We start from the raw sequence: 25,459 nt of genomic DNA, 5'->3' as shown, positions 1-25,459 counted from the left end.
GGGCCGGCAGAAAAAAGCGCCGGACTGGCCGGCGCTGTTTCCCTATTTTGCTTCCGGCCGGACCTCGGCCTTGGCCTCGGGCGCCTTCAGCGGCGTATTCAAATCCTTCATCAGGTTATGCTTGTCGCGGTCCAGCTTGAACAGCTCCAGGCGCGATGACGTGATTTTTCTCGGCCAGGCATTGTTGCTGGTGTCGATGTCGGCCGTCTCCCAGTACGGGTCCTGCACCAGGCCCACCATCGGTTCGTCCGTGATGATCACCTTGCTGATCTTGTGCGGCGCGTAGCGCCACACTTCGGCCGGTACGCGCTCGATGATCTTCTTGCCGCTTTTGAGTTCGATTTCCAGGATCAGCGGCATCACCAGGCCGCCGAGATTCGAAAAGTCGACCAGGTACAGATGCTTGCCCATGTTGTGCTGCTCCAGCAGCTTTCTCTCCCACGGCTCCAGCGTTTCCTGCTCTTCCGCATAGCTGTTGCGGTCCTTGTTGGTGACGGTGAACTCGTCGTGCCGGTTATAGAAATCCTTCAATGCGGGATCGGTATCGACCTTCTTCGGCAGCGCCCTGTTGCGCTGGTCCGAGATCGAGATGGGCTGCGCCGCCTTCTGCGCCTTTTTCCACGCTTTCTCGACTTCCGGATTCTTCGTGCTCACGCCGTATTCACTGATGCCGTCGATGCTGATGTCGACCGCGTCGGTGGTATAGAACCAGCCGCGCCAGAACCAGTCCAGGTCCGTGCCGGACGCATCTTCCATGGTGCGGAAAAAGTCGGCCGGCGTCGGGCGCTTGAACTTCCAGCGCAAGGCGTACTGCTTGAAGGCGAAGTCGAACAGTTCGCGCCCGAGGATGGTTTCGCGCAGGATGTTGAGCGCCGTGGCCGGCTTGTCGTAGGCATTCGCCGTGAACTGCAGCAAGGACTCGGAGTTGGTCATAATGGGCACCTGGTTCTGGCTGCGCATGTAGTCGACGATCTTGCGCGGCTCGCCATTCCAGGAGGGGAAATGCTCTTCCCACGCCTGCTCGGCCAGGTACTGCAGGAAGGAATTGAGGCCTTCGTCCATCCACGTCCACTGGCGCTCGTCCGAGTTGACGATCATGGGGAAATAATTGTGGCCCACTTCGTGGATGATCACGCCGATCAGGTCATATTTGGTCGTCTTTGAATACGTACGTTCGCCCGTCTTCTTGTCCTTCACGGGACGCCCGCCATTGAACGCAATCATCGGATACTCCATGCCGCCCACGGCGCCATTGACGGACATCGCGTTCGGATACGGGTAATCGAAACTGTACTTGTTGTACTGCTCGATCGCGTGCACGACGGCGCGCGTGCTGTACTGCTGCCACAGCGGATTGCCTTCATTCGGATAGTAGGACATGGCCATCACGCGCCTGCCGCCGCTGTTCAGCCCCTGCGCATCCCAGATGAACTTGCGGCTTGACGCCCACGCCACGTCGCGCACATTGGCCGCCTTGAAGTGCCAGGTTTTCATGCCCGCCGCTTTGCCCTTTTCCGCCGCCAGCGCCTCTTCCGGCGTGATCACCAGCAGCGGCGTATCGCTGTTCTTCGCCCGCGCCAGGCGCTCGCGCTGCGCCGCGCTCAGGACGGCGGCAGGATTTTGCAGCTCGCCCGTGGCAGCCACCACGTGGTCGGCCGGCACCGTCAGGTACAGCTCGTAGTCGCCAAACTCCAGCGTGAATTCCCCGGAACCGAGGAACTGCTTGTGCTGCCAGCCGACGGCGTCGTAATACGCGGCCATGCGGGGAAACCACTGCGCGATCTGGAAAATCGCGTTCTTGTCGTCCTCAAAATACTCGTAGCCGGAGCGCTCGACGAGCACCTTCTGGTCATTGATCTGATACGACCAGTCGATATTGAACGTGACGCTCTGGCCGGGCGCCAGCGCCACCGGCAGATCGATGCGCAGCATGGTCTGGTTGATTACATACGGCAGCGGCTTGCCGCTGGCCGCTTTCACGGCGGTGAGCTTGAAGCCGCCGTCGAATTCGCGGCCGGCGTGGATGGCGCGCAAATCCTCGAATTTCAGCGCTTCGTCTTCGCTGCCGCTGAGCCAGGCCTGGCGCGACGGCGCGCTCAGTACGCGTCGCTGGTCGGCATCCTGGCGCAAACCGTTCTGGTCCAGCTGCAGCCACAGATACGCGAGGCTGTCGGGCGAACGGTTGTGATAAGTGATCTGCTCGCTGGCCGTGATGGCGCGCCGCGCTTCATCGAGCGTGGCGCGGATCACGTAGTCGGCGCGCTGCTGCCAGTAGGCGTGACCGGGCGCGCCGGACGCCGTGCGGTAGCTGTTCGGCGTTGGCAGCAGTTCTTCGAGCTGGCGGAACTTGTCGTCGAAGGGCGCGGCGGCGCACAGGCCGGGCAAGGGAGATAACAAGGTCAAACACAGGGCAAGCAAGCGGACAAGGACCGGCATGGCGCATTCCATCTGGGAGTCGTGGACAGAACTGCATTCTAAGTCGAGTCTGTTTGCAATCGATCATTGTTGTGGAAGTCCCACACGCAGCACGGCGCCGGCGGCCGGCGGCACTGGCGCAGAAACAGGCATTGGCGTATCATGCGCCTCGAACATTGGGGAGTAGTCGTCCCGCGGTCCTGCCGCGGGAACCTGTATCAACATGATTGGCCCGCAGGCCATGGTGCAGGTGGTTGCAGAACTTGACGAGACCATTGATCCAGGGCGGCCGCATGGGCCGGAGTCGCCCGTGGATCATTGGTTAATTCGTCCGGCCCGCGTACCTCTTGCAATCTCATGGAAGCTTTCCTCATCTCCACCGGCATCGTCGGTCTCGCTGAAATCGGCGACAAAACCCAGCTCCTGGCCTTTCTGCTGGCCGCCAAATTCCGCAAACCCCTGCCCATCGTGCTGGCCATTCTCGTCGCCACCGTCGCCAACCACGCGTTCGCCGCCGCCGTCGGCGCCTGGATCACCGGCATGCTGGGGCCGGACGTGCTGCGCTGGGTGCTGGGCGTCTCCTTCTTGGCCATGGCCGCCTGGACCCTGATCCCGGACAAGCTCGATGAAGACGAGACGAAGCTGGCCAAATACGGCGTCTTCCTGACCACCCTGATTGCCTTCTTCATGGCGGAAATGGGAGACAAGACGCAGGTGGCGACGGTGGCCCTGGCGGCGCGCTACGACGACATTTATTCGGTCGTGCTGGGCACCACCTTCGGCATGATGCTGGCCAACGTGCCGGCCGTCTACCTGGGCCAGAGGATCGCCAACCGCGTGTCGCTGCGCCTGGTGCACGGCATCGCGGCCCTGGTGTTTGCCGTGCTGGGCGTGGCCACCCTGCTGGGCGCGGGCGCCGCCCTGGGATTTTGAGACAGCCCTGTTATTTTCCAATTTACAATATTCATGCTCATAATTACAATGTCGGCGGCATGAATACCGGCGCGCCGACCCGGAACGGTCAGCGCGCTTTCTTGAGGAATATATGCAGTTGAATAGAAATGTGGCGGCGCTGTGCCTGGCCGCTTGCGCAATCCAGCCTGCCGCCGCCATGGCGGCCCCCTTGCACCACCAACAGACGGCGACGCCATCCGCGCCCGAAGTGCGCACGCGCGACCTGCTGCTATTTGGCGCCGGCTTGATCCTGCTGGCTGGCCGGCGCCGTCCCGAATACGAGAAGTGGCAAAACTAGAGCAGCAGTAGCACCGCATACTCGCGGCCCTCGTCGCGCAGAGCGATGCTATTGCCGCCCTGTGCCACGCCATCGAGCGACAACCCCGCCGGCCGTCCCTGCGCCTGCTCCACCGTGATGGCATAGCTGCTGGCGCCGAAGCGGTAATGCAGCTTGAAGCTGTCCCATTCGGCCGGCATGGTCGGCGCCACGCGCAGCACGTTCGCTTCGCGCGTCAGGCCGAGCAGGGATTCGACGATCAGGCGGTACAGCCAGCCCGACGAGCCCGTGTACCAGCTCCAGCCGCCGCGCCCCACGTGCGGCGCCACGGCATACACGTCGGCCGTCACCACGTACGGTTCCACCTTGTAGCGCGCCACCGCCTGCGCGTCGACGCCATGGCGTACGGGATTGATCATGCGCAGCAGTTCCCACGCCTTTTCGCCGTCGCCCATGCGGGCAAACGCCATCGCCGTCCAGATGGCAGCATGCGTGTACTGGCCGCCGTTCTCGCGCACGCCCGGCACATAGCCGCGGATGTAGCCGGGATTGAGGTCGGCCTTGTCGAACGGCGGATCGAGCAGCTGGATCACGCCGGAATCGCGGCGCACGAGGCGCGCATCGACCTGGCGCATGGCGCCGGCGACCCGCTCCTTGTTGGCGGCGCCCGACAGCACGCCCCAGCTTTGCGAAATCGAATCGATCTGGCATTCCTCGTTGGTGTGCGAACCCAATGGCGTGCCGTCGTCGAAATATGCGCGACGGTACCACTCGCCATCCCATGCATGCTCCTCGACGTTGGCCGCCAGTTTCACGGCTTCGTCACGGCAGAACTGGGCAAAGGCCGCGTCGCCGCGCAGCATGGCCACTTCGGCGAAACGCTGCAGCACTTCGTACAGGAAGAAGGCCAGCCACACGCTCTCGCCCTTGCCGTGTTCGCCCACCTTGTCCATGCCGTCGTTCCAGTCGCAGGAACCGATCAGCGGCAAGCCGTGCACGCCCATGCGCAAGCCATGGCGGATGGCACGCACGCAATGCTCGTACAGGTCGGCCGACTCGCCCGAACGTACGGGCAAGTCGTAGTAGGAATCCTCTTCCGGCTTGACGGCCCGCCCCTCGATGAAGGGCGCCACCTCCGACAGCACATTGACGTCGCCCGTGGCGATCACATAGCGGCAGGCAGCCAGCGGCAGCCACAGATAATCGTCGGAGCAATGCGTGCGCACGCCCCGGTCCGACGGCGGATGCCACCAATGCTGTACATCGCCTTCGACAAACTGGTGCGCCGCGCACAGCAGCAAGTGCTTGCGCAGCAATTGCGGCGCCGTGTGGATCATCGCCATCGCGTCTTGCAGCTGGTCGCGGAAACCGTAGGCGCCGCCGGACTGGTAATAGCCGCTGCGCGCCCACAAGCGGCAGGCGATGGTCTGGTACATCAGCCAGCCATTGGCGATCACGTCGAGCGACGGGTCGGGCGTCTCGATGCGCACGGCGCCCAGGGTGCTTTCCCAGTGCGCGCGTACGGCGTCGAGCGCCATGCGGGCCGCTTCCTTGCCAGCATGGCGCTGCACCATGGTGCTGGCGTCGGCATTGCGGCGCCCGCCCACGCCGAGCAGGAAGACGATTTCGCGCTCCTGTCCCGGCTGCAGTTCGAACGGCACCTGGATGGCGGCGCACTGGTCCAGCCCCGTGCCCGCCTTGCCGGACAGGCGCACGCGGCGCAGCGCCGCCGGCTGCGCCAGGCTGCCGTTGCGGCCGATGAATTCATTGCGGTCGCAGGTGATGGAACGGATGCTGGCGTCCGTATTGAAAAAGCCCACGCGGCCGGAAAACTCCGTGTTGTAATTATTGCGCGCAAACAGCGCGCCGCTGATCGTATCGACTTCGGTGGCCACATGCATGCCGGACTTGGCGCGCAGGTCGGCCATCACCCATTCCACGTAGCCCGTGACGGACAGGCGGCGCGGCACGCCGCTGTCGTTGCGCACCTTGATGACCGAGTATTTGACGGCAGCATCGAGCGCCACATAGGTGCACAACTCAGTGGCGATGCCGCCCTCGCTGTGCTCAAACACGCTGTAGCCGAAACCGTGGCGCGTCACATAGTCGCCGCTGCCGCGCGCGGGCAAGGACGAGGGCGACCAGAACTGGCCGGTCTGCTCGTCGCGCACATAAAACGCTTCGCCCGACAGGTCGGACACGGGGTCGTTCTGCCATGGCGTGAGGCGGAATTCATGCGCGTTCTCGCTCCACGTGTACGCCTGGCCGGCCTCCGACACCACCGTGCCGAATTGCGCATTGGCCAGCACGTTCGACCACGGCGCCGGCGTCTGCTTGCCTTCTCCCGTGGTGATCACGTATTCGCGCCCATCGGGGGTGAAACCGCCGAGGCCATTTTCCTGGATCAGCTCGCGCTGCGGCGCCCGGTGCGGCACGCCGCCATGGTCGCGCGCCGGGTCCTGCAGCAGCGGCGGCATGCGCAGCACGGGGCTCGGCGGACGCTTGACCTGCTCGGCCAGGGTGCCGCGCAAATCGCTGATGATGGCGCGCGCCACCGACTGCAGCAAGATGCGGTCCTCGTTGGCGATCTGCTCGGCCAGGCGCACGAAGATGCCGCCCGGGCGGTCGATCGCCTGCGCATCGATGCCCGAGGCGATCAAGCCCATGATCTGGTCGTGCAGCAGCTGGCGATAGCCCGACTGCTCCTCGTACCAGATCACCAGGTCGACTATCAATCCTTTCAGGCGCCAATAGGCGTGCGCCTGCACCATCTGGCGCGCCAGCTCGATATTGGCCGCGTCGCGTATCTGCAGCAGCACGATGGGCAAGTCGCCGGAAATCGCATACGCCCACAGGCCGGACTGACCGCGCTGGTTCTTGATCAGGATGCTCGCTTCGGCGCGCAGGGCCGCATTCGGGTAGATCACGGCGTTGGCCAGGCGCGCATACAGCTGCGCGTCCGCTTCGCTGGCGTTCAACTGGCGCAGCACCACCTGGCTGTGCGTCCAGGCCAGTTCGAAGACGCGATCGGCCAGATGGCGGTCCTGGTATTTGTCGATCAGGTGCAGCGCCGCCTCGCGCTGCTCCACCATGCCGGTAACACTGTCGACGGTGACGGCCTGGTCGGGTTCAAGCGTGATGACGTAGCGGATGGCCACGATGGGATCGAGCACGGAACCGTGGCCACCACTGAGCGGCCCGTCGTCCTGCAGCGCCTGCGGCAGCTGCGCCGTGTTGCCGCGGCCGATGAAGCGCGCGCGGTCCGTCTCAAAGGACACTTCGCAGCGTTCGATATCGTGCACGGTCATCACGTGCAGCAGCCACGGCATCTGCTCCTCTTTCGAGCGGGGCCGGCGCGTGCATAAGATCGCCTTTTCATGCGCGAGGATTTCCGTCTGCACGAACAGCTTGCTGAACGCGGGGTGGGCCGCATCGGCCGCCGCCGGCGCCATCACCACTTCGGCAAAGCTGGTGATCTCGATGCGCCGCCGGCGGTTCGAATTATTGCTGATGCGCGTGCGGCGGATTTCGATGTCGTCCTCGGGCGAGACGACGATTTCGGTGTACAGGTCGAGGCCATGGTCGGCGCGGCGGAACTCGGCCCTCCCTTCCGAAAAAATCACTTCGTATTTCTTCGGTTCGGCCAGCGTCGGCTGGTACATGGTGGACCAGACTTCACCGTCGTCAAGGTCGCGCAGGTAGCAGAAATTGCCCCAGTTGTCGCGCGTGCTGTCTTCGCGCCAGCGCGTCACGGACAGGTCTTTCCAGCGGCTGTAGCTGCCGCCCGCATTGCTCACCATGACGTGGTAGCGGCCGTTCGACAGCAGCTGCGTTTCCGGCACGGCGCTGTTGGCTTGCGTGAGGATGCGCATCGGCATGGCCTGCTCCGGCGCGCCGCTGCGCAGCACCGCCAGTTCGGCCGTGTTCGAGTAAAACGCGCCGGCCTGCGGCGTGCGCTCCTGCAGCACCAGCAAGGCCGATTGCAGCAGCGGATCAGACTCGAAACGGCGCTGCATCGGTCGGTCGTGCAGCAGATAGCTGAGGGCCAGAAAGCCCATGCCCTGGTGGTGCACCATGAAGGAGCGGATGACGGCGCTGCCCTGCCCGCGCGGCAGGCGCGCCGTGGTGAAATCGATGGCTTCAAAAAAGCCGTAGCGGCCCATGTAGCCGGCCGCCTGCATGCGCTGCAGGTTCTGGCACGACGCTTCCGGCTGCACCATCAAGCCCATCATGCTGGCGTACGGCGCCACCACCAGGTCGTCGGCCAGGCCCCGCTTCAGGCCCAGGCCGGGCACGCCAAAGGCGCGGTACTGGTAATTCAGGCTGGCGTCGACCGTGTTGTAGCCGGACTCGGAAATCCCCCACGGTACGTCGCGCTGGCGGCCATAGTCGATCTGCGCCTCGATGACGGAGTGGTAGGTCTGGTCGAGCAGGGTGTTCGGGTAGTTCGGCATCACCAGCAGCGGCATCAGGTACTCGAACATCGAACCGCTCCACGACAGCAGCACGGGCTGGCCGGCCACCATGCACAACTGGCGGCCCAGGGCGAACCAGTGCTCCTGCGGCAGCTGCCCTTGGGCGATGGCGATGAAGCTGGCCAGGCGCACTTCGGAAGCCAATAAATCGTAGTAGCTGGGGTCCAGGCGCCGTTCGCTGACGTTGTAGCCGATGGCCAGCAGTTTGGTCGACGGGTTGTACAGGAAGCCGTATTCGACCTGCGCGAAGTCGCGCGCCTGGCCCGCCGCGTGGGCGATGTCGCGCACGTGGCGGCCCGCCTGTTCGCGGCCTTGCGCCAGCATGGCCGCCAGCTCCGATGGCGTGTCTTCGGGCACCTCCAGGTTGGCCAGTTCGCGCAGAGTCGGCATGCGCAGCCACGCAGGATCGACACCCGCCTGTGCCGCCCACGGCGCCAGTTGCAGCAATTCGGCCAGCGCCGCGCGACACTGGCGCGCCAGCGCGCCCGTCCACATGGACAGCTCGCCATCCTCGCCTTGCAAGGTCAGCGACAGCAGCGCATCGGCCGCGCCATTCGCGGCGGCGAGATAGGCATGCCATTCGGCCAAGGTGGCAGGCGCGGCGGGCGCCTGCAGCAGGCTCATGCTCTCGCGCATGGCCTTGCCCTCGCCTTCGGCGGCGATGAATTCCTGCAGCACCTGCGCCGTCGTGCGGATGCCCTGCACCACCTGCGCGCCGATGATGGGAGCGTCGTACAGTTCCACCAGTCCCGGCTGCAAGGTCAGCAGATGGCCGGCCAGGTTGCCGCTGTCGACCGTCGAGATGTACATCGGCTGCAGCGCCTTGAGCGTTTGCGTGTCGTACCAGTTATAGAAATGGCCCTGGAAGCGTTCCAGCTCGCCCATGCTGTGCAAGGTAGCGCGGCTGCGCTCGATCAACTGGCCCAGGGTGAGATAGCCGAAATCGTAGGCCGTCAGGTTGGCCAGCAACGCCAGGCCGATATTCGTCGGCGAAGTGCGGTGCGCCACCACGAGGTTCGGATGCTCCTGCATGTTATCGGGCGGCAGCCAGTGGTCGTCCGGCCCGACAAAGGTATCGAAATACGCCCAGGTCTTGCGCGCCACGCCATGCAGGAAACGTCCCTGCTCGGCCGACAGGCGCGCCACGGCCCGCTCGATGGGGCGGCTGATCCACCAGGCGATGGCGGGCGCGGCCAGCCACAGCAGCAGCACCACGGCCGCCGCTGGCAAGGCTTCCGGGCGCCAGGTCAGCAAGGCGCCGAAGGTGGCCAGCGCCAGCGCGGGCGAGCACCACATGGCGCGCCAGCTGTCGGCTTGACTGCCGGAAGAGCTGTGCAGGTTCGAGGCGCGCCAGTCGAGCAAATGCTTGTGCGACACGCCCAGGCGCCACAGCGTGCGCGCGATGGCGTCCAGGCTGATCCACGCTTCATACGGCAGGAAGACAAGGGTCAGCATGGCGTGCGAAAACTGCACGCCGCAGCGCCGCTCGAAGGCGGCCAGATGCTGGCGCCACAGGGTGTCGCGCGGTTTGCGCAGCAGATCGTACAGGGCCGAAAACACGGGCGGCAGGAAGATGATGGCCAGCACGGCCGCGCTCCAGAAGGCCACGTGCGGCAGGAAGCCCCACACCAGCAGCAGGGACAGGGTGGTGGCCGGCGCCACGACGCTGCGGCGCAGGTTGTCGAACAGCTTCCAGCGCGACAGCATCGACAAAGGATTGCGTTCGCGCTTGCCGGCGCGGCCCGGCACCCGGCCCAGCAGCCAGCCGATCAGCTGCCAGTCGCCGCGGATCCAGCGCTGGCGGCGGCTGACGTCGGCGTCGTAGCGGGCCGGGTATTCCTCGTACAGCTGCGAGTCGCTGAGCAGGCCGGCACGCAGATAACAGCCTTCCAGCAAATCGTGGCTGAGGATTTTATTGTCTGGCAGGCGCTGGCCCAGCACGCGCTCGAACATGTCGAGGTCATAGATCCCCTTGCCGATGAACGAGCCTTCATAAAACACGTCCTGGTACAGGTCGGAGACGGTGCGCGTGTACGGGTCGATGCCCGGTTCGCCGCCGCACAGCAGCTCGTAGCGCGACGCGTTCGCGCTGGGCAGGGCCACGGCCACGCGCGGCTGCAGGATGCCGTAGCCGGCCACCACGCGCGTGCCGGCCGCGTCCAGCACGGGACGGTTCAGCGGGTGCATCATGGTGGCGATGAATTCGCGCGCCGCGTCGCGCGGCAGCTGCGTATCGGTGTCGAGCGTGATCACGTATTTGATCGTGCGCAGACCGCGCAACTCGCCTTCCACCAGCGAGAATTTGTCGCGCGCGCCGCCGCGCAAAAACGCGTGCAGGTCGGACAATTTGCCGCGCTTGCGCTCCTGCCCCATCCACGCATTCTGCTGCGAATTCCACAGGCGCGGACGATGCAGCAGCAGGAACGGCCCCGCATGGCCCAGCTCTTCCGGGTCGGCCGGCTCGCCATTGTCATTGAACTCGGCGCCCTCGACGCGGTATTTCTCGTTCAGGCCACGGATGGTTTCCTGCGCCTGGCGCAGCAAGGCGTCGTCGCCGGGCAGGGTTTGCGCCTGCGCGTCGACAAAGTCCGTCAGCAGGCAGAAACGCAGGTTCGGGTCGCGGTTGGCCAGATAACGCACTTCCAGCGCCTCGCACAGGGCCGCCACGTTTTCCGGGCTGTAGATCAGAGTCGGCACCACGACGATGCCGCGCGCATCGGACGGAATGCCTGCCTGGTAATCCATGCGCGGCAGCGGGTGCGGCGACGTCATCAGGGTTGCCAGCCAGTTCACCACGGCCACGGCCAGCTGGCTGCTGCCCAGCAGCGCCAGCGCGCCCAGCGCCGCCAGGGGCCAGCCCTGCACGCCATGGCGCACGGCGCGTTCGAGCAGCAGCGCGCTCGTCGCCAGGGTCAGGAACGCAATGGCGCCCAGATAGCTGGCCAGCGGCGCGGCGCGCGCCGTATGCTGCAGCGCCTCGATGAAGGGCAGCTTCGCACCGGCCTGCTTTTCCAGCACCAGCACGCCGCGCCCGACCAGGTAAAAGCCGATGTGGCCGCGGCGCGCGTCATTGCCGTTGCCGTGCGTATGCGCCAGCTGCACCGCCATCTCGGCCACTGCCACTTCGCTGCGCGCGCTGCGCTTGGCGATGCGTTCGATGGCGTGGCGGTAGCTGTCGCGCGTGGCAAAATCCATCAAGCCATATGTACCGGCCGGGTCCAGGCGCAAGGTTTGCTCGACCACGCTCATGGTCTCGACGAACTCCTGCCAATCCATGGTGCCGAGAAAACGCAGGCTGCCGATGCTGTTGGCGATCGAGACCTGGTCGGCCGCCTGCTGCCCGATTTCGGACTGGATCTGCTGCTCGATGGTGAGGCCCGACTCGGCCAGTTTGTGCGTCAGCCACGACAGCGCCAGGGCCAGCGAGGAACTCTGTCCCTGCAGGCGGCGCGACAATTCGGCCACGAAGGCGCTGGTCATCGGCGGATTCGAACGGGCCATGTCGGCCACGAGCAGGATCAAGCCGCTGGGATTGCGCTCGGCGATCTCCGTCATCTGGTCGGCCCAGGTATTGGCCAGGTCGCGCTGCATGCGGTCGTCGGCCACGCGCGCGGCGACGCGGCGCAGGTTTTCGATCAACGCCAGGCGCAGCATGATGGGCACGGCCCACAGTTCGCCCAAGGTCAAGGTGGCCACGTCCTGGTAAGCCTCGACGAAGTGGCAGAGGTTTTCCAGGTCGACCCTGCCATCGCCGTGCGAGATGATTTCCAGCGCGATTTTATACACGCGCGGGCAGCCCGCATCCACGCCGGAACTCAGCCGTGGCAGCTCCTTGCTGTAGTTCTTCGGCAAGTGGCGCCGCGTGGTGCGGATCTGCTCTTCGATCAGATAAAAATTATCGAGCAGCCACTCCGAGGCGGGCGTGACCTGGCGCCCGCTTTTCACCGTGGCCGTCAACTCGTTGACGGTGGCCGTGATCAGGGCCGCATTGTCGGCCAGGCGCGCCAACAGACGGTCGCGGCCATGATGCTTGCCCACCGCATGGCCGGCGGCCACGTGCTTGCCGTGGGCGGCCATCTGCATGGCGCTGAATAACTCCGAACGCAGGGGCAAGGCATCGTCGCGCGCGGCGTCGAAGGTGTCCGGTGCAAGGGAATGGTCACGGAAGATTTCTTTGACTTTGGAAACCTGTTCCATGATCTGCTGCGTGACAACTGCTGTGTACTCTTTCAACTTGGCCTCGCTAGGTGCGCGCAGGCAGCCAGCGGCCACCGTCACGCAGGCCCAGTCTGGAAGAACATGATCGGACACTGGCGAAGACGGAAAGCGAAGCGCCGGAGCGTTGCGATGAATCTCAGGGTGCAGGGAGATTTTCTGAACTTCATCGTAGGAGGGCGGCGCAGGCAACACCGTGCGCTAGCGTACATACTCCGTGTTTTAGGGACGTTTCAGCGAAGAAATCAGCGTGTTGAATGGCTGAAAAATGCCGGTAGGAAATGAACGGGAGAAAAGGGGCGACGCGCACCGCGCCGATGATGGCACGGTGCAATATTTCATGGAAGAAATTTCAAGCAGATCAGGCCGCAATCGCCAGAGGATGGCGCGTCGCCTCCGCCATCGCCATGCCGCCGTTGAGTTGCCATGCCGCGCCGTGACCGAGGCGGCGCAGGCAGGCGGCGGCGCGTGCGCTGCGGTTGCCGCTGCGGCAGAAAAAGACGAGCGGGCGCTGCGGCTGCAGCAGCCAGGCGGCCACCTGTCCCGCCAGACGGCTCAGCGGCACACTGCGCACGGCGCAGCCCTCGAATACCGTGCCGGCGCACGCCGCGTGTTCATACGCTTCACGCACGTCGACGAGGATGGCGTCGGGATGCTGGCGCAGGAAGGCGGGCAAGGCGGCCGCGTCGAGCTGCAGTGCGGCGGCCGGCACGCTACCGTCCTGCACCGTGCGCACGGTGCCGCAGATGCTGCCATCGTCGCTTGACGCGCACAGCACGGTGTCCTGCGTCAGCAGCGCCGCATCCAGCAAGGGGGTCAGCGCCTCGGGCGCCAGGGCGCCGATGAAGGCGAAGCGCTGCTCCAGCAGGTACACATGGGTTTCGCCGCACTCGATGCGGCGCAGCCGCTGCCGGCCCAGCGCCAGCTCGCCGTCGATATCGATGCGGTCCACCTGTTCGATAGCGAGTTCCTGCAGCAGCGCCAGACGCGCGGCGCCATGGTCGGCGGGCGCCGCCGTATGCACGATGGCGCGCAAGGCCAGGTGCTGGCAGCGGATGAAGGCGGCCAGACGCGGCACGAGCGCGGCGGCGGGGTCGATGACGACGCAACTGGCGCTGGCGGCGTCGCTGAGCAGCCAGGTGCACTGGCCGTCGACGCTCAGCTGGATTATGCCGTCCTGCGCGCCGTCCTGTTGCGCTGGCGCCAGCGCCGACGGCAGCAAACAGCTGCTGCGCAGCGCTTCGCCGCAGCGCTCGATGCGCGCGCAGGCGGAAGCTACCGTCGCCGCGTCGATCAAGGGGCCGAACGACAGACGGATGGCGGAACTGGCGCGCCATTGCGGCACGTGCATCGCCTCGAGCACATAGCTGGGCAGCGCCTTGGCGGCGGAACACGCACTGCCCGAGCTGACGCGCACGCGCGCCGCGTCGAACAGGTCCAGCAGCTCTTTCGAAGACAGGCCCGGCACGGAAAAATTGAGCGTCGTCGGCAAGGACAAATCGAACGGCATATTGAACACGATGCCGGGGAAAGCGCGCTCCAGGCTGGCCATCAGCTGCTCGCGGAAAGCGGCCAGGTCGGCGTGGCTGCGGAAGGTCTTGCCATCGTCGAGCGCGGCCAGCACGGCGCCCAGCGCGGCGATGCCCGCCATGTTTTCCGTGCCCGAGCGCAGGCCCGCTTCCTGGCCGCCGCCCATCATCAAGGGCGTAAACGGCGCGCCGGCGCGCACATACAGCATGCCGATGCCCTTGGGCGCATACAGCTTGTGGCCGGAAAACGGCGCGTAGTCGATGCGCGTGGCGGCCAGGTTCAGCTTCAGCTTGCCCAGCGCCTGCACGCAATCGACCATCCAGTAAGCATCGGCGCCGCGTTCCTGCAGCAGCTGGGCGATGGCGGACAAGTCGCTGACGACACCGGTTTCATTATTCGCCGCCATCGTGCACAGCATGGCCGTCTCGCCGATCAGCGCAGCGAGCGCCTGCAGATCGTGGCGCCCCTGCGCATCGACGGGCAGCTTGCGCACTTCCAGATTCAGGCCCAATAAACGGTTCCAATGCGCCAGGCTTTCCGGCACGGCCTTGTGCTCGGTCGCGCCATACAGCAGCAGGCTGCCGATGCGCTTGCCCGCGTCGCGCCGTTCGCGCAGCGCGCACAGGGCCGACAGCACGGCCGTCTGGATGCCCTCGGTGGCGCCGCTGTTGAACATCAAGCGGCCGTCGCCCACGCCCAGCAAGCCGCTGGCGCGCTGGCGCACGCCATCCATCATGGCCTTGGCCTGCAAACCCGTCGCATGGGTGCTGCTGGGATTGCCATAGCCCTGCTCCATCGCTTGCCGGGCGGCGGCAACGGCGGCGGGCAGCACGCAAGTGGTGGCGTTGCTGTCGAGGTAGATTTCTTTCATGATGGCAGTCCGAATATTCTATAAAAAGGCGCAGTTAAAAAGGCGCAGCGCAAGCGGCTGGGACATATCGATAGTCTACCGGCCTGCCCCCGTGAAGATATGCCAAAAGATACTGCAACTACGCTACTATGCAGCATGTGCATGCCATAAAAACCGGAATACTAAAATGAATTTACCAAACGCCTCGTTCGACAAATTCGACTGCGCCATCCTGGCCGCCCTGCAGCAGGACGGCACCTTGTCGATCGCCGCCCTCAGCGAAAAGATCGGCCTGTCGAGCACCCCGTGCTGGAAACGGGTCAAGCGCCTGGAGGAAGACGGTTATATCGAGAGCCGCGTGGCCATCGTCAACCGGCAAAAAGTGGGCTTACCCGTGACCGTCTTCGTCAGCGTGCGCACGGGCCAGCACGATGAAAAATGGCTGCGCCGCTTCGCCGCCGCCGTCATCGTCCTGCCCGAGGTACAGGAATTCCACCGCATGAGCGGCGATATCGACTACCTGCTGAAAGTCGTCACCACCGATATCAAGGGCTACGACACCTTCTACAAAAAGCTCATCAAGGCCGTGCAACTGACGGGCGTGTCGTCCGCCTTTTCCATGGAACAGATCAAGTGCAGCACGGAATTGCCGCTGGAATTGATCGCCCACGGCTTGCCTGCCTGAACGTTTTTCCACCCTGGACGGGGGAGCATGAAAACTGCGCATGTTGGCGCCGTGGCATCGTTGCCACATGGCAACACATCCCCATTAAATACGCCATCCCTCTCTATATTGGCCCTATCCGTCGCTATACTGCGCACTCGCCTGTGCCTGTTTGGCAACTTCTGCCAGTCGCGCGGGCCCATTCCCAGGGTCGTCCATGCATCTGCTTCGCCACCTCTCCATCCAGAAAAAACTGATGTTCAGCATGGGTTTGTGCCTGCTGCTGTTCATGGGCATTTCCTCGTTCCTCAGCGTGCGCATGAGCAGCGACTATGTGCGCGAGCGCGTCGTCGGCCAGGAGTTGCCGGCGCAAGTGGGCGAGATCCGCAACGACGTGTTGCGCCAGATCAGCCAACCGCTGTCGGTGGTGCAAACGATGGCCAATGATGTCTTCCTGCAAGACTGGGAAGACGCGGGTCTGGCGGACGGCGGCTTGCCCACTTTCCAGCGCTACGCCAGGATGCTCAAGGACAAAAACAAGGCGGCCGGCGTCAGCTGGAGTTCGCAAACCGCGTCCCGGTACATGACCGATGCGGGCCTGATCCGCACGCTGGACAAGCAACAACCAGCCGATCACTGGTTCTTCAGCATGCTCGACGAAAACAAACAACACACGGTCAATCTGGACCGCGATCCGGCCTCGGGCGGTTTCATGCTGTTCCTGAATGCGCGGGGCCAGACGGCGGGCGGCAAGGCAGTCATTGCGGGCATGGGCTTGAGCGTCGACGCCATGGCCGAGACCATCCGCAGCTACAAGGTCGGCCAGACCGGCCATGTCTATCTGGTGCGCGCCGACGGCAGCCTGCTGATCCACCGCGATCCGGCCCTGGCCGACGGCAAGCATCAATTGAAGGACTTGCCGGGATTTAATGCAGCACTGAGCAAGACCCTGCTGACAGCCAGCAAATACGCGCATGCCAGTTATGCGGCGCCCGCCGGCAAGCAGCTCGTGGCCGCCTCTTTCGTGCCGGAACTCAATCTGTATGTGATGGCCGAAGTGCCGGAAGCGGAAGTGCTGGGCAATGTCACGCGTTCAGCCCTGATCGCCGCCCTGATCGCCGGACTGGTCGGTGGCGGCATCGCCCTGTGCATCATTTACGTCATCAGCCGCGCCATCGCCGCGCCTGTGGCGCGGGCCGCCGGCATGCTCAGCGAGATCGCCAGCGGGAATGGCGACCTGAGCCGCCGCATGCCCGTGGAATCGGAAGACGAGGTCGGCGCGCTGGCGGCCGCCTTCAACCGCTTCGTCGCGTCGCTGAACGTGACGATACGCGAAGTTCGCGACAGTACCGGGGCCATTGCCAGCGCATCGAGCCAGATCGCGTCGGGCAACCTGGACCTGTCGGCGCGTACGGAAGCCCAGGCATCGAGCCTGGAAGAGACGGCGGCGGCCATGGAAGAGCTGACGTCGACCGTGAAACAGAATGCGGACAACGCGCGCCAGGCGAACCAGCTGGTGGTATCGGCCTCGGGCCACGCCGTCAAGGGTGGCGAAGTGGTCGACCAGGTGGTACAGACGATGGGTGCGATTACGGAAAGTTCGCGCAAGATCGCGGATATTATCGGCGTGATCGACGGCATTGCCTTTCAAACCAACATCCTCGCCCTGAACGCGGCGGTCGAGGCGGCGCGCGCGGGCGAACAGGGCCGCGGCTTTGCCGTGGTGGCAACCGAGGTGCGCAACCTGGCGCAACGCTCGGCGGCTGCAGCCAGGGAAATCAAGGACTTGATCGTCGACTCGGGCAGCAAGGTCGAAGCGGGCAGCAAGCTGGTCGACTCGGCCGGCGCCACCATGCAGGACATCGTCGTCTCCGTGCAGAGGGTGGCCGACCTGATGGGAGAGATCGCTTCGGCCAGCCAGGAGCAAAGCCAGGGCATCGCGCAAGTCAATGCCACGGTCACGCAGATGGATGACGCCACCCAGCAAAATGCGGCCCTGGTGGAAGAAGCGGCGGCGGCGGCCCAGTCCTTGCAGGATCAGGCGGGCCGGCTGGCGCAGGTGGTCAGCGTCTTCAAGCTGGAAGAGATTACAGCGCCGGCGCTTTCACGCTTGCCGCCTGCTTGAAGAAATCATAAATGCCGCTCTCGCTCATGCGGCGGGCATTCGCCAGTTCGCCGCCCTTGGTGGCGTACAGCACCTGATTGTTGTCACTCGAGACCAGCACGGCGGCCGGGATGCCTTTCTTGAGCGGATTGCCGTAGGCTTGCGCCACATCGAGGTTGTGGTCGAAGTTACCCACGTCGACCTTGACGACCTTGAACTGCTGTTGCATCAGCTCGGCGTTCTTGCCTTCCTTCAAGGCCTTGTCGAGTGCGCGGCAATCCTCGCACCAGTTGGCGCCAAAGATCAGCAAGACAGGTACGTGCGCCGCCTTGGCCTCGGCCAGCGCGCGGGCCACGTCGGCCTTGGCGTCGGCCGCCGCGTTGTACGGCAGATGCGGCGTGGCGACCGGATTGCTTGGCGTCGGGGCGGCGGCAATAGCGGTGCCGGCAAGCAGCAGGCTGGCAAAGACAAGGGAAACGAAACGGGAAACGCGCATGCGGGGCTCCTGAGAGAAATCGTGAAGCCAGCTGAACAGCTGCCAGCGGGCGTGACTGTCTAGAATATGCCTGCTTGTGGGAAATATCCACCATTTAATTGCACTGTGCTTATGCGGAAAACGTATAAGCACGTATCAGCGCCACCAAGGATTACTGCCCACAGGCAGCGAAATGCAACGCATGGGATAATATCGGGCTCACACAGAGCAACGCGGCCCGAACGAGCCCTCCCCCATGACGACTTCTTTCCTGGCACGCTGGCTGCCGCAACCGAACAACGGCAGCCGCCGCGAACAGGCGCGCGCCTGCGCGGGCGCCATCTGCGGCCTGCTGCTGACGGGCCTGATCTGTCACTTCCTGCTGGCCCCCGACAGCGCCAGCGTCTACCTGATCGCGCCCATGGGCGCCTCGGCCGTGCTGCTGTTCTGCCTGCCGGCCAGCCCGCTGGCGCAACCGTGGTCCGTGGTGGGCGGCAACGTCGTCTCCGGCCTGGTCGGCATGGCCTGCGTCAAATGGTTCGGATCCAGCGTGGGCGTGGCGGCGCTGGCCGCCTGCCTGGCCATCGGCGCCATGTTTACCCTGCGCTGCCTGCATCCGCCGGGCGGCGCCGTGGCGCTCACCACCGTGGTGGGCGGCGCCAGCGTGCATGCGGCCGGCTTTGAATTCGTCTTCATCACCGTGCTGTTCAATTCGGCCGTGCTGGTCGCCTGCGCCGTGCTGTACAACAACCTGACGGGGCGCCGCTACCCGCACATCCAGCAACTGGTCGCGCCGCATCCGCACGCCACCAAGGATGAGGTGCCCAGCAACCGCCTGGGCTTTTCGCCGGACGACCTCGATGCCGTGCTGCGCCAGCACAGCGAGGTGCTCGACATCAGCCGCGACGATTTACAGGCGATCTTCCTGCAAACGGAAATGCGCGCCTACCAGCGCCGCTTCGGCGTCGTCACCTGCGCCGACATCATGTCGAAAGACGTGCTCAGCGTGGAATTCGGCACGCCGCTCGACGTTGCGTGGCGCACGATGCGCGAGCACCAGGTGGGCGCCCTGCCCGTGCTGAACCGGGCGCGTCGCGTCATCGGCATCATCACGCAGACGGATTTCCTGCGCCATGGCGGGCTCGACGATTATCAGGGCATGCGCCAGCGCCTGCGCGGCTTGCTGCAGCGTAGCGGCCTGTCCCACGGCGACAAGCCGGAAGCGGTGGGACAGCTGATGACGCCGTCGCCGCACACGGCCCGCCTGGGCACGCCCATCATCGACCTCGTGCCCCTGATGGCCGACGCCGGCTATCACCATATTCCCATCCTCGACGAGGAAGAACGCCTGGCCGGCATCATCAGCCAGTCCGATCTGATGGCGGCCCTGTACGAAAGCCGCTTTGCCGAGGCCGCCGCATGACGCCATTCCAGGCAATGCTGAGCGGCCCAGACGGCGGCCCGGCGGGCACGGTCGTCAACGCGCATTTTTTCGGCAGCCAGCTGGCCATCGACGCGCTTGGCCAGGGTATCGACGTGGCGCGGCTGGTCGTCAGCGTGGGCGGCGTCGACGGCCCCGAATTGTTCCTGAACTGGCTCGACGAGCAAGGACGGCAAGCGTCGCTGAAAACGCTCGGGGCGGAAGCCGTCGCCATCGTCTTGAAGGAGGCGCCGGCCGCGCTGCAGCCGCAACTGCAGCGCCTGTGGGGAGAGCGCCAGCGCAACCGGCGGCAGGTATCGGGCTGGCTGGCCGGCTTGACGGGCGCGGCCGTCGTCGCGGCCGCCCTGCTGTGGTGGCAAGGCGGCCATGCCGTCGGCGCGCTGGCGGGATTCATCCCCCTGTCGACGGAAAAGCAGCTGGGTGAGCTGGCCCTGTCGCAAGTGCGCGCGCAAGGCGGCATCCGCGAGAGCGGCGTGGCGCAGCAAACGGTGCAGGACATCGGCCGCAAGCTGACGGCCGGGTCGCGCTACCAGTACCGCTGGCTGGTCAAGCAAGACGATACGGTCAACGCGTTTGCCATGCCGGGGGGCATTATCGTCGTGCACACGGGCTTGCTGCGCCAGGCGGGGGATCCGGGCGAGCTGGCCGGCGTGCTCGCGCATGAAGTGCAGCATGTGGAACAGCGCCATACGCTGCGGCAGATGATCAGCAGCCTGGGCTGGGGCGCCCTGGTGGGCTTGACCCTCGGCGACATCAGCGCCATGGCCGCCATGCTGGCGCACCAGGCCGGCACCCTGTATTTCAGCCGCGACATGGAGGAGGAAGCGGACCGGCTCGGTTTGCTCGCCTTGCAGCGTGCGCAGATCCGTCCCGACGGCATGCTGCGCTTTTTCCAGAAGCTCGATGACGAGGACAAGGCCAAGGTGCCGGGCTGGATTTCCTCGCACCCGCAAACGGCGGCGCGCGCCCAGCAGATCCGCAGCCTGATCGCCGCCACGCCCTGCCCCGCCTGCGTCCCATTGGCCAGCCAGCACTGGCAGGCGATGAAAGCAGCCCTGCCGCCTACGGAAAAATAGCAACATTCCTCCCGCACAATTTGTCCAAAGGCACTGGGCAATGGCGTATGCTTACGCCCCGGCTGTTCCTTTGCGACCGGCCACCCCGACCTCGCCAAGAACGCCTATCAAAACCTGCTGCGCGTCGTAATTTGCGGTCTGCGATGCTCACTGTACCTTCGTACAGTTGCGCTTCTCGACCACAACTTCCTTTCGCTCGCTACGCTTTTTTTAGGCGTTGTAAGCCTCCGTTCATTCCCTTCCTTACAAAGGACATTGCGCATGAAGCATCGTTTTGCCGCCGGCACCCTCGGCACCCTGGCCATTTCCCTGTTGCTCGCCTACGCGCCCATGGCGCAGGCGGCCCAGCCCGCAGCCAAAGCCGCAGACCTGGCCGTCAGCGCGCCCAAAGCCAGGCAGCAGCTGCAAGTGCTGGCCGACCAGTACTACGATGCGCTGGCCCGTTTCGAGCCGATCAACGCCACCGAGAGCGGCGACAACCGTTTTGACGACCAGCTCGGTTCAGCCATCGTGCCCGCCGCGCGCGCAAAACAGTTCGCCCTGTACCGCCAGTACCAGAAGAGCCTGCGCAGCATCGCCCGCGCGCAGCTGTCGCACCAGGACCAGATCAACTACGATATCCTCGACTATGAACTGGCCACGGCGCTGAGCTTCGAGCGCTTCCCCGAATACCTGCTGCCTTTGAACCAGATGGACAGCATGCCCGTCACCCTGGCCAATTATGCGGGCGGCGAGGCATCGCAGCCGCTGACCACGGTCAAGGAGTATGACGCTTACCTGAGCCGTATCGGGCAGTTGCCGGGCTGGATAGACCAGGCCATCGCCAACATGAAAGTCGGCATGCAAAAGGGCATCGTGCTGCCGAAGGCGCTGACGGAATCGGCCCTGCCGCAATTCAAGAAACTCGTCAGCGCCACGCCGCAGGACAGCGTCTATTACACGCCCATCAAGAACTTGCCGGCCACCTTTTCCGCGGTGGACAAGGCGCGCCTGACGCAAACCTACACCGTCATCATCGAAGCCAAGCTGATGCCCGCGCTGCAGCGCCTGGCCACCTTCATGGAACGCGATTATCTGCCGGCCGGCCGCACGAGCAGCGGCTGGAGCGCCCTGCCCGACGGCGCGGCCTGGTACCAGGCGCGCGTGGCCAGCAGCACCACGACGGATTTGAAACCGGAGCAAATCCACGCCATCGGCTTGCGCGAAGTGGCGCGCATCCAGGAACAATACGCGATCGTCGGTCCGAAGATGGGCTACAACGGACCGGCCGCCGGCTTGCCCGTGTGGGTGTCGGAACAGGCAAAATACCGTCCGTTCAAGACGGAGCAGGAAGTGCTCGACGTCTACCGCAAGCTGAACGTTCGGCTCGACAGCAAATTGCCCGCCCTGTTCACCCTGGTGCCGAAAGCGCCGCTGGACTTGCGCCTGGAACCTGAACTGAGCCGCGACACGGCCGCCGACCACTACACGGCGCCGGCCGCCGACGGTTCGCGCCCGGGCGTATTCTGGTCCGTCGTCACCGATCCGAAACTGTATGGCGACACGGGCATGACCACCTTGTTCCTGCACGAAGGTAAACCTGGCCACCATTTCCACCTGGCGCTGGTGCAAGAGATGGACTTGCCGAACTTCCGCCGTTTCGGCGGCAATAATGCCTTCACAGAAGGCTGGGCCCTGTATGCGGAAACCCTAGGCAAGGAAATGGGCCTGTTCGACGATCCGGCCCAGTATTTCGGCCACTTGAACGACGAGATGCTGCGCGCCGTGCGCCTGGTGGTCGACACGGGCTTGCACACCAAGGGCTGGACGCGCGAGCAGACGATCAAGTACATGCGCGACACCCTCGGCTATGACGCCGTGGCGAAAAGCGAAACGGAACGCTATATGGCCTGGCCAGGCCAGGCGCTGGGCTACAAAATCGGCTCGCTGAAGATCGTGGAACTGCGCCAGCGCGCGCAGCAGGCGCTGGGCGACAAATTCAGCCTGCCGAAATTCCATGAAGTCGTGCTCAGCGACGGCACCCTGCCCTTGAAACTGCTGGAAGCCAAGGTCGACCGGTGGATCGCGCAACAGAAGTAAGACGCGGCGCCTGAAGGCACAACGGCAGCACCTCGATGGCGCTGCCGTTTTTTTTCGCCGCTGGCATTTCAGCTATACCAGCAGCGCGGCACTCATCGAGCGCACTTCCTCGTTTGACTCGGCCAGGATGCTTTGCAGGGTCTCATTGTCGATAATGAAATCGATGACAGAATCGGAGGGGGTGAGCATTTCCACATACGTCACCTGCAAGGGCGACGGCACGGGCGACAGTTGCTTGGCCAACAACAAGGTGTCGAGCAGGGAGTCAGGCGGAATGGACAGCAAGCCATCGCGCAAGCCTTCGATGGCTTCGCTCACGGCCAGCGGGATCAGCAGCTTCTTCATGACTTCGCGAGAAATGATTTCTTCGGCGGACTCCATCCAGTGATCGGCATCGTCGTCGAGCAGGCCGGGAAATTCATCGGCACGCGACAATAAGTAAAACCCGCCCACCTCATGCACGATGCCGGCGAACAGCGCCGTATCGGCATCGACGTGCGTTACGCGGCGGGCAAGCACGTGCGCCAGCGCCGCCACGTGGGCGGTGTGCTCCCACAGCTGGGTCGCCTTCTGGCGCAGCACGGGGTCGATGATCTTGCTACCGAACTGGCGCACCACCATGGCCGCCACCAGCGCGTACAGATTGCGGTAGCCCATGCGCATGACGGCGGCGCGCACGCTGGTCACGGGCGCCGCATCGCCGCGGCTGTACACGGCTGAATTGGCCAGCGCGACCGTGCGCGCCGCCAGCAAGGGTTCGGCCAGTACCAGCTTGATCGCGTGGTCGATATGACAGTCCGGTTCAGCCAGGGCCAATTGCAATTGCAGTGCTGAATTAACACTCGTGGGAAACGTTAATTCACCGCGCACCGCCTGGGAAACAATTAAACCAAAAGCCTGTAATTTATTCATCATACGATCAATCCGCCTCAGATATTATTCTGGCCAACAATTTCATGCACCTGAAATTGAATGCCAGGCCCGGCCTTTAGAATACAGATGGCTTGTCATTCGCTTGTAATGAAGAATCCGGTAATGCCAGCGCATGCAATAGCGATTCATCGCCGATGACAAACAACTTCGGCTGCTGTAATACCTGCAGCAGAAATGGCTGGCCTTCACGCAGCCGCCGGCGATAATCGGCCAGCGTATATAGGTTGGGATTGATTTTACGCCTTAAGGTTCGCTCGGCCGGGGCCAATCCCGTCAACAGATCGCCATAATTGGCTTCTTCGCCCACCAGCAGCAAATCGATGGCGCTGCCAGGCATATCCTGCCCTTTCGCCGCAGCGCCCGACACAAACGCCAGGTGCAGCTGGGCACGCAAGGGCGCCAGAGTCATGCTAAGCACGCCGACAATGCCGAAGGTTTTTTGCACCAGTCCGCTCAACTCCGGATACACAAGGCTTTCCTTGTTAGGCCAGAAGCGCCGCACATTGCCGATCCGCTCCGATATGATCAGGCCGGACTCATGCAGCCGGCGCAGTTCGCGCTGCGCCGATGCGCTGCCCAGCCCCGTCAAGCGCATGATCTCGTTCAAGTGAAAGCCTTCATTCACGCGGACAAAGAGCAAACCCAGCAGTTTTTGCTGGGCGGGAGTAAACAGGGCTTGGGCAATCATGCGCCAAATCTTAGCATAAATGAACTGGAAACTGGCGTGTAGCAGGCAACAGGATGTGACGCCACAACAACGCGCGAATGCGCGATCGGCAGAAGGATGACCCCATGCGCAACCGAGCGGAATGACGCAACAGCAGTAGCCAAGCGCCGTCACCCGCAAGCAGCCATCCTTGTAAGCGCTCACTTCACATTCGTCCGCGCGACGTCTACACATCCGGCCTCGCGCCTGCACCAGTCTGGCGTCGACCGCGTTACACGTTTAGTCCATCAATTCAAACATGTCCGACGTAATATTAACTCGGCCGTATAAGCTATCAGCGAACCAGGATGCATGCCTGCATAGAAGTCTTGTTCTCCATCTAGGCCAGCAATAAGAGCATGACTTTTAATACATCCTTTCTCTTCCATTTTACGCATGCCATTTACATATGCCGCGAAATACAAATGAATGGGTGTGAATAAGCAACAGCCGAAAATCGTGTTCCTCAGTGCGCGATATAAATGATGTGCTGCCGTGGCGATATGCATGCCAATCGAATAGGGAAATGGAATGGGCTGCCATCATTTACCGCCTGCCGTGCTATCTTTTTTGTGCATGGCAATGTGGACAGGCATAAAAAACGGCGCCCAAAGGTGCCTGTTTTAAATCAGCTGGCAGCGCAGATGACGCTTCGTCGCCGTGGTGTTGCCGGGTGTCGATGGCCAGCAGATCTTCGGTGGCGTCACCGGCCAGGGTGCCTTTCTCGGCCAGCAGCAGCGCTTGACGCTCTTCCACTTCCCACGCTTGTTTCTCTTTGCGTGCGCGGTGGAAGGCCGCAGCAGCGGGCATAAAAAAAGGCACCCGAAGGTGCCTGTTTTAAATTAGCTAGCAGCGCAGATGACGCTTCGTCGCCGTGGTGTTGCCGGGTTTCGATAGCCAGCAGATCTTCGGTGGCGTCACCGGCCAGGGTGGCTTTATCGGCCAGCAGCGGGGCTTGAAGCGCTACCGCTCCCACGCGGTCGTCTCTTTGCCTGTGCGGAAGGCCGCAATAACGAACATAAAAAAACGGCACCCGAAGGTGCCGTTCTTGTCAGCTAGGGTCTGTCTGACTGAACTTGATTAAGGTTGGATGGTCATAGGGCGATGAGCCGAACTGACCTTACTGAAAAGCAGTGGCGCAAACTTGCGCCCCATCTGCCATCCAACCCCCATCACGGTCACGTGTATGTCGAGCATCGGCACGTGATCAATGGCATCCTATGGCGCTTGCGCACAGGCGCCCCTTGGCGCGACATTCCGCCACG

15 protein-coding genes and 1 riboswitch are annotated in these 25,459 nt (G+C 63.9%); of the genes, 8 read left to right on the top strand and 7 right to left on the bottom strand.

Annotation, left to right across the window (positions count from 1 at the left end):
• Positions 1–42: 42 nt before the first annotated feature.
• Complete coding sequence (locus ACQ4W4_RS18905) at positions 43–2,436, bottom strand: M1 family aminopeptidase (RefSeq protein ID WP_436543281.1); 2,394 nt, start codon at positions 2,434–2,436, stop codon at positions 43–45.
• A gap of 145 nt (positions 2,437–2,581) precedes the next feature.
• Positions 2,582–2,751: riboswitch (yybP-ykoY riboswitch) on the top strand.
• Between the two features lie 21 nt (positions 2,752–2,772).
• On the opposite strand from ACQ4W4_RS18905, the gene ACQ4W4_RS18900 reads away from it, so the two are divergent.
• Both ACQ4W4_RS18900 and ACQ4W4_RS18895 read left to right on the top strand, forming a co-directional pair.
• A complete protein-coding gene (locus ACQ4W4_RS18900) occupies positions 2,773–3,348 on the top strand; it encodes a TMEM165/GDT1 family protein (protein WP_436543280.1) in 576 nt (191 codons plus the stop codon).
• 112 nt (positions 3,349–3,460) lie between these two features.
• Positions 3,461–3,667 (top strand): hypothetical protein, encoded by a 207-nt coding sequence (locus tag ACQ4W4_RS18895; protein WP_436543279.1) that lies wholly within the window; start codon positions 3,461–3,463, stop codon positions 3,665–3,667.
• Here ACQ4W4_RS18895 and ACQ4W4_RS18890 read toward each other — a convergent pair.
• Together ACQ4W4_RS18890 and ACQ4W4_RS18885 are read right to left on the bottom strand one after the other, a co-directional pair.
• Complete coding sequence (locus tag ACQ4W4_RS18890) at positions 3,664–12,318, bottom strand: glycoside hydrolase family 94 protein (protein WP_436543278.1); 8,655 nt, start codon at positions 12,316–12,318, stop codon at positions 3,664–3,666. The two genes, ACQ4W4_RS18895 and ACQ4W4_RS18890, sit on opposite strands and share 4 nt — an antisense overlap.
• A gap of 379 nt (positions 12,319–12,697) precedes the next feature.
• Positions 12,698–14,737: an aminotransferase class V-fold PLP-dependent enzyme gene (locus ACQ4W4_RS18885; RefSeq protein ID WP_436543277.1), complete on the bottom strand. Its 2,040-nt coding sequence runs from the start codon at positions 14,735–14,737 to the stop codon at positions 12,698–12,700.
• Positions 14,738–14,903: 166 nt separating this feature from the next.
• Between ACQ4W4_RS18885 and ACQ4W4_RS18880 the strand changes: the two genes are divergently transcribed.
• Both ACQ4W4_RS18880 and ACQ4W4_RS18875 read left to right on the top strand, forming a co-directional pair.
• Positions 14,904–15,401 carry an Lrp/AsnC family transcriptional regulator gene (locus ACQ4W4_RS18880; RefSeq protein ID WP_436543276.1) on the top strand — a complete coding sequence of 166 codons (498 nt, stop codon included), beginning with the start codon at positions 14,904–14,906 and terminating at the stop codon, positions 15,399–15,401.
• A 196-nt stretch (positions 15,402–15,597) separates the two neighbouring features.
• Positions 15,598–17,505: a methyl-accepting chemotaxis protein gene (locus ACQ4W4_RS18875; protein ID WP_436543275.1), complete on the top strand. Its 1,908-nt coding sequence runs from the start codon at positions 15,598–15,600 to the stop codon at positions 17,503–17,505.
• On the opposite strand, the gene ACQ4W4_RS18870 is transcribed toward ACQ4W4_RS18875, so the two are convergent.
• Positions 17,468–17,980 (bottom strand): thioredoxin family protein, encoded by a 513-nt coding sequence (locus ACQ4W4_RS18870; RefSeq protein WP_436543274.1) that lies wholly within the window; start codon positions 17,978–17,980, stop codon positions 17,468–17,470. The genes ACQ4W4_RS18875 and ACQ4W4_RS18870 overlap by 38 nt on opposite strands.
• 235 nt (positions 17,981–18,215) lie before the next feature.
• Here ACQ4W4_RS18870 and ACQ4W4_RS18865 point away from each other — a divergent pair, with 235 nt between their 5' ends.
• The 3 genes from ACQ4W4_RS18865 (at position 18,216) to ACQ4W4_RS18855 (ending at position 22,555) form a co-directional block, all read left to right on the top strand.
• Positions 18,216–19,382 (top strand): HPP family protein, encoded by a 1,167-nt coding sequence (locus ACQ4W4_RS18865; RefSeq protein ID WP_436543273.1) that lies wholly within the window; start codon positions 18,216–18,218, stop codon positions 19,380–19,382.
• Entirely contained in the window at positions 19,379–20,476 is a 1,098-nt protein-coding gene (locus tag ACQ4W4_RS18860; RefSeq protein WP_436543272.1) for a M48 family metallopeptidase, read from the top strand. Before ACQ4W4_RS18865 ends, ACQ4W4_RS18860 begins: the two co-directional genes overlap by 4 nt.
• 261 nt (positions 20,477–20,737) lie before the next feature.
• The gene (locus ACQ4W4_RS18855) at positions 20,738–22,555 is read left to right on the top strand and encodes a DUF885 domain-containing protein (protein ID WP_436543271.1); all 1,818 of its coding nucleotides are present in this window, start codon (positions 20,738–20,740) and stop codon (positions 22,553–22,555) included.
• A gap of 72 nt (positions 22,556–22,627) precedes the next feature.
• Here the strand turns inward: ACQ4W4_RS18855 and ACQ4W4_RS18850 are convergent, their stop codons facing one another.
• The 3 genes from ACQ4W4_RS18850 to ACQ4W4_RS18840 form a co-directional block, all read right to left on the bottom strand.
• A complete protein-coding gene (locus tag ACQ4W4_RS18850; protein WP_436543445.1) occupies positions 22,628–23,467 on the bottom strand; it encodes an HDOD domain-containing protein in 840 nt (279 codons plus the stop codon).
• A gap of 76 nt (positions 23,468–23,543) precedes the next feature.
• A complete protein-coding gene (locus ACQ4W4_RS18845) occupies positions 23,544–24,176 on the bottom strand; it encodes an ArsR family transcriptional regulator (protein ID WP_436543270.1) in 633 nt (210 codons plus the stop codon).
• Between the two features lie 579 nt (positions 24,177–24,755).
• Positions 24,756–25,016, bottom strand: coding sequence for a hypothetical protein (locus ACQ4W4_RS18840; RefSeq protein ID WP_436543269.1), 261 nt, complete (start codon positions 25,014–25,016; stop codon positions 24,756–24,758).
• A gap of 282 nt (positions 25,017–25,298) precedes the next feature.
• Here ACQ4W4_RS18840 and ACQ4W4_RS18835 point away from each other — a divergent pair.
• The coding region (locus ACQ4W4_RS18835; RefSeq protein ID WP_436543444.1) for a transposase at positions 25,299–25,459 on the top strand (161 nt) is incomplete at its 3' end.

The organism is Janthinobacterium glycogeni (assembly GCF_051380725.1).
GTDB lineage: Bacteria > Pseudomonadota > Gammaproteobacteria > Burkholderiales > Burkholderiaceae_D > Janthinobacterium.
The sequence above is the reverse complement of the archived record's forward strand: the minus strand, read 5'-3'. Positions and strand labels throughout refer to the sequence as shown.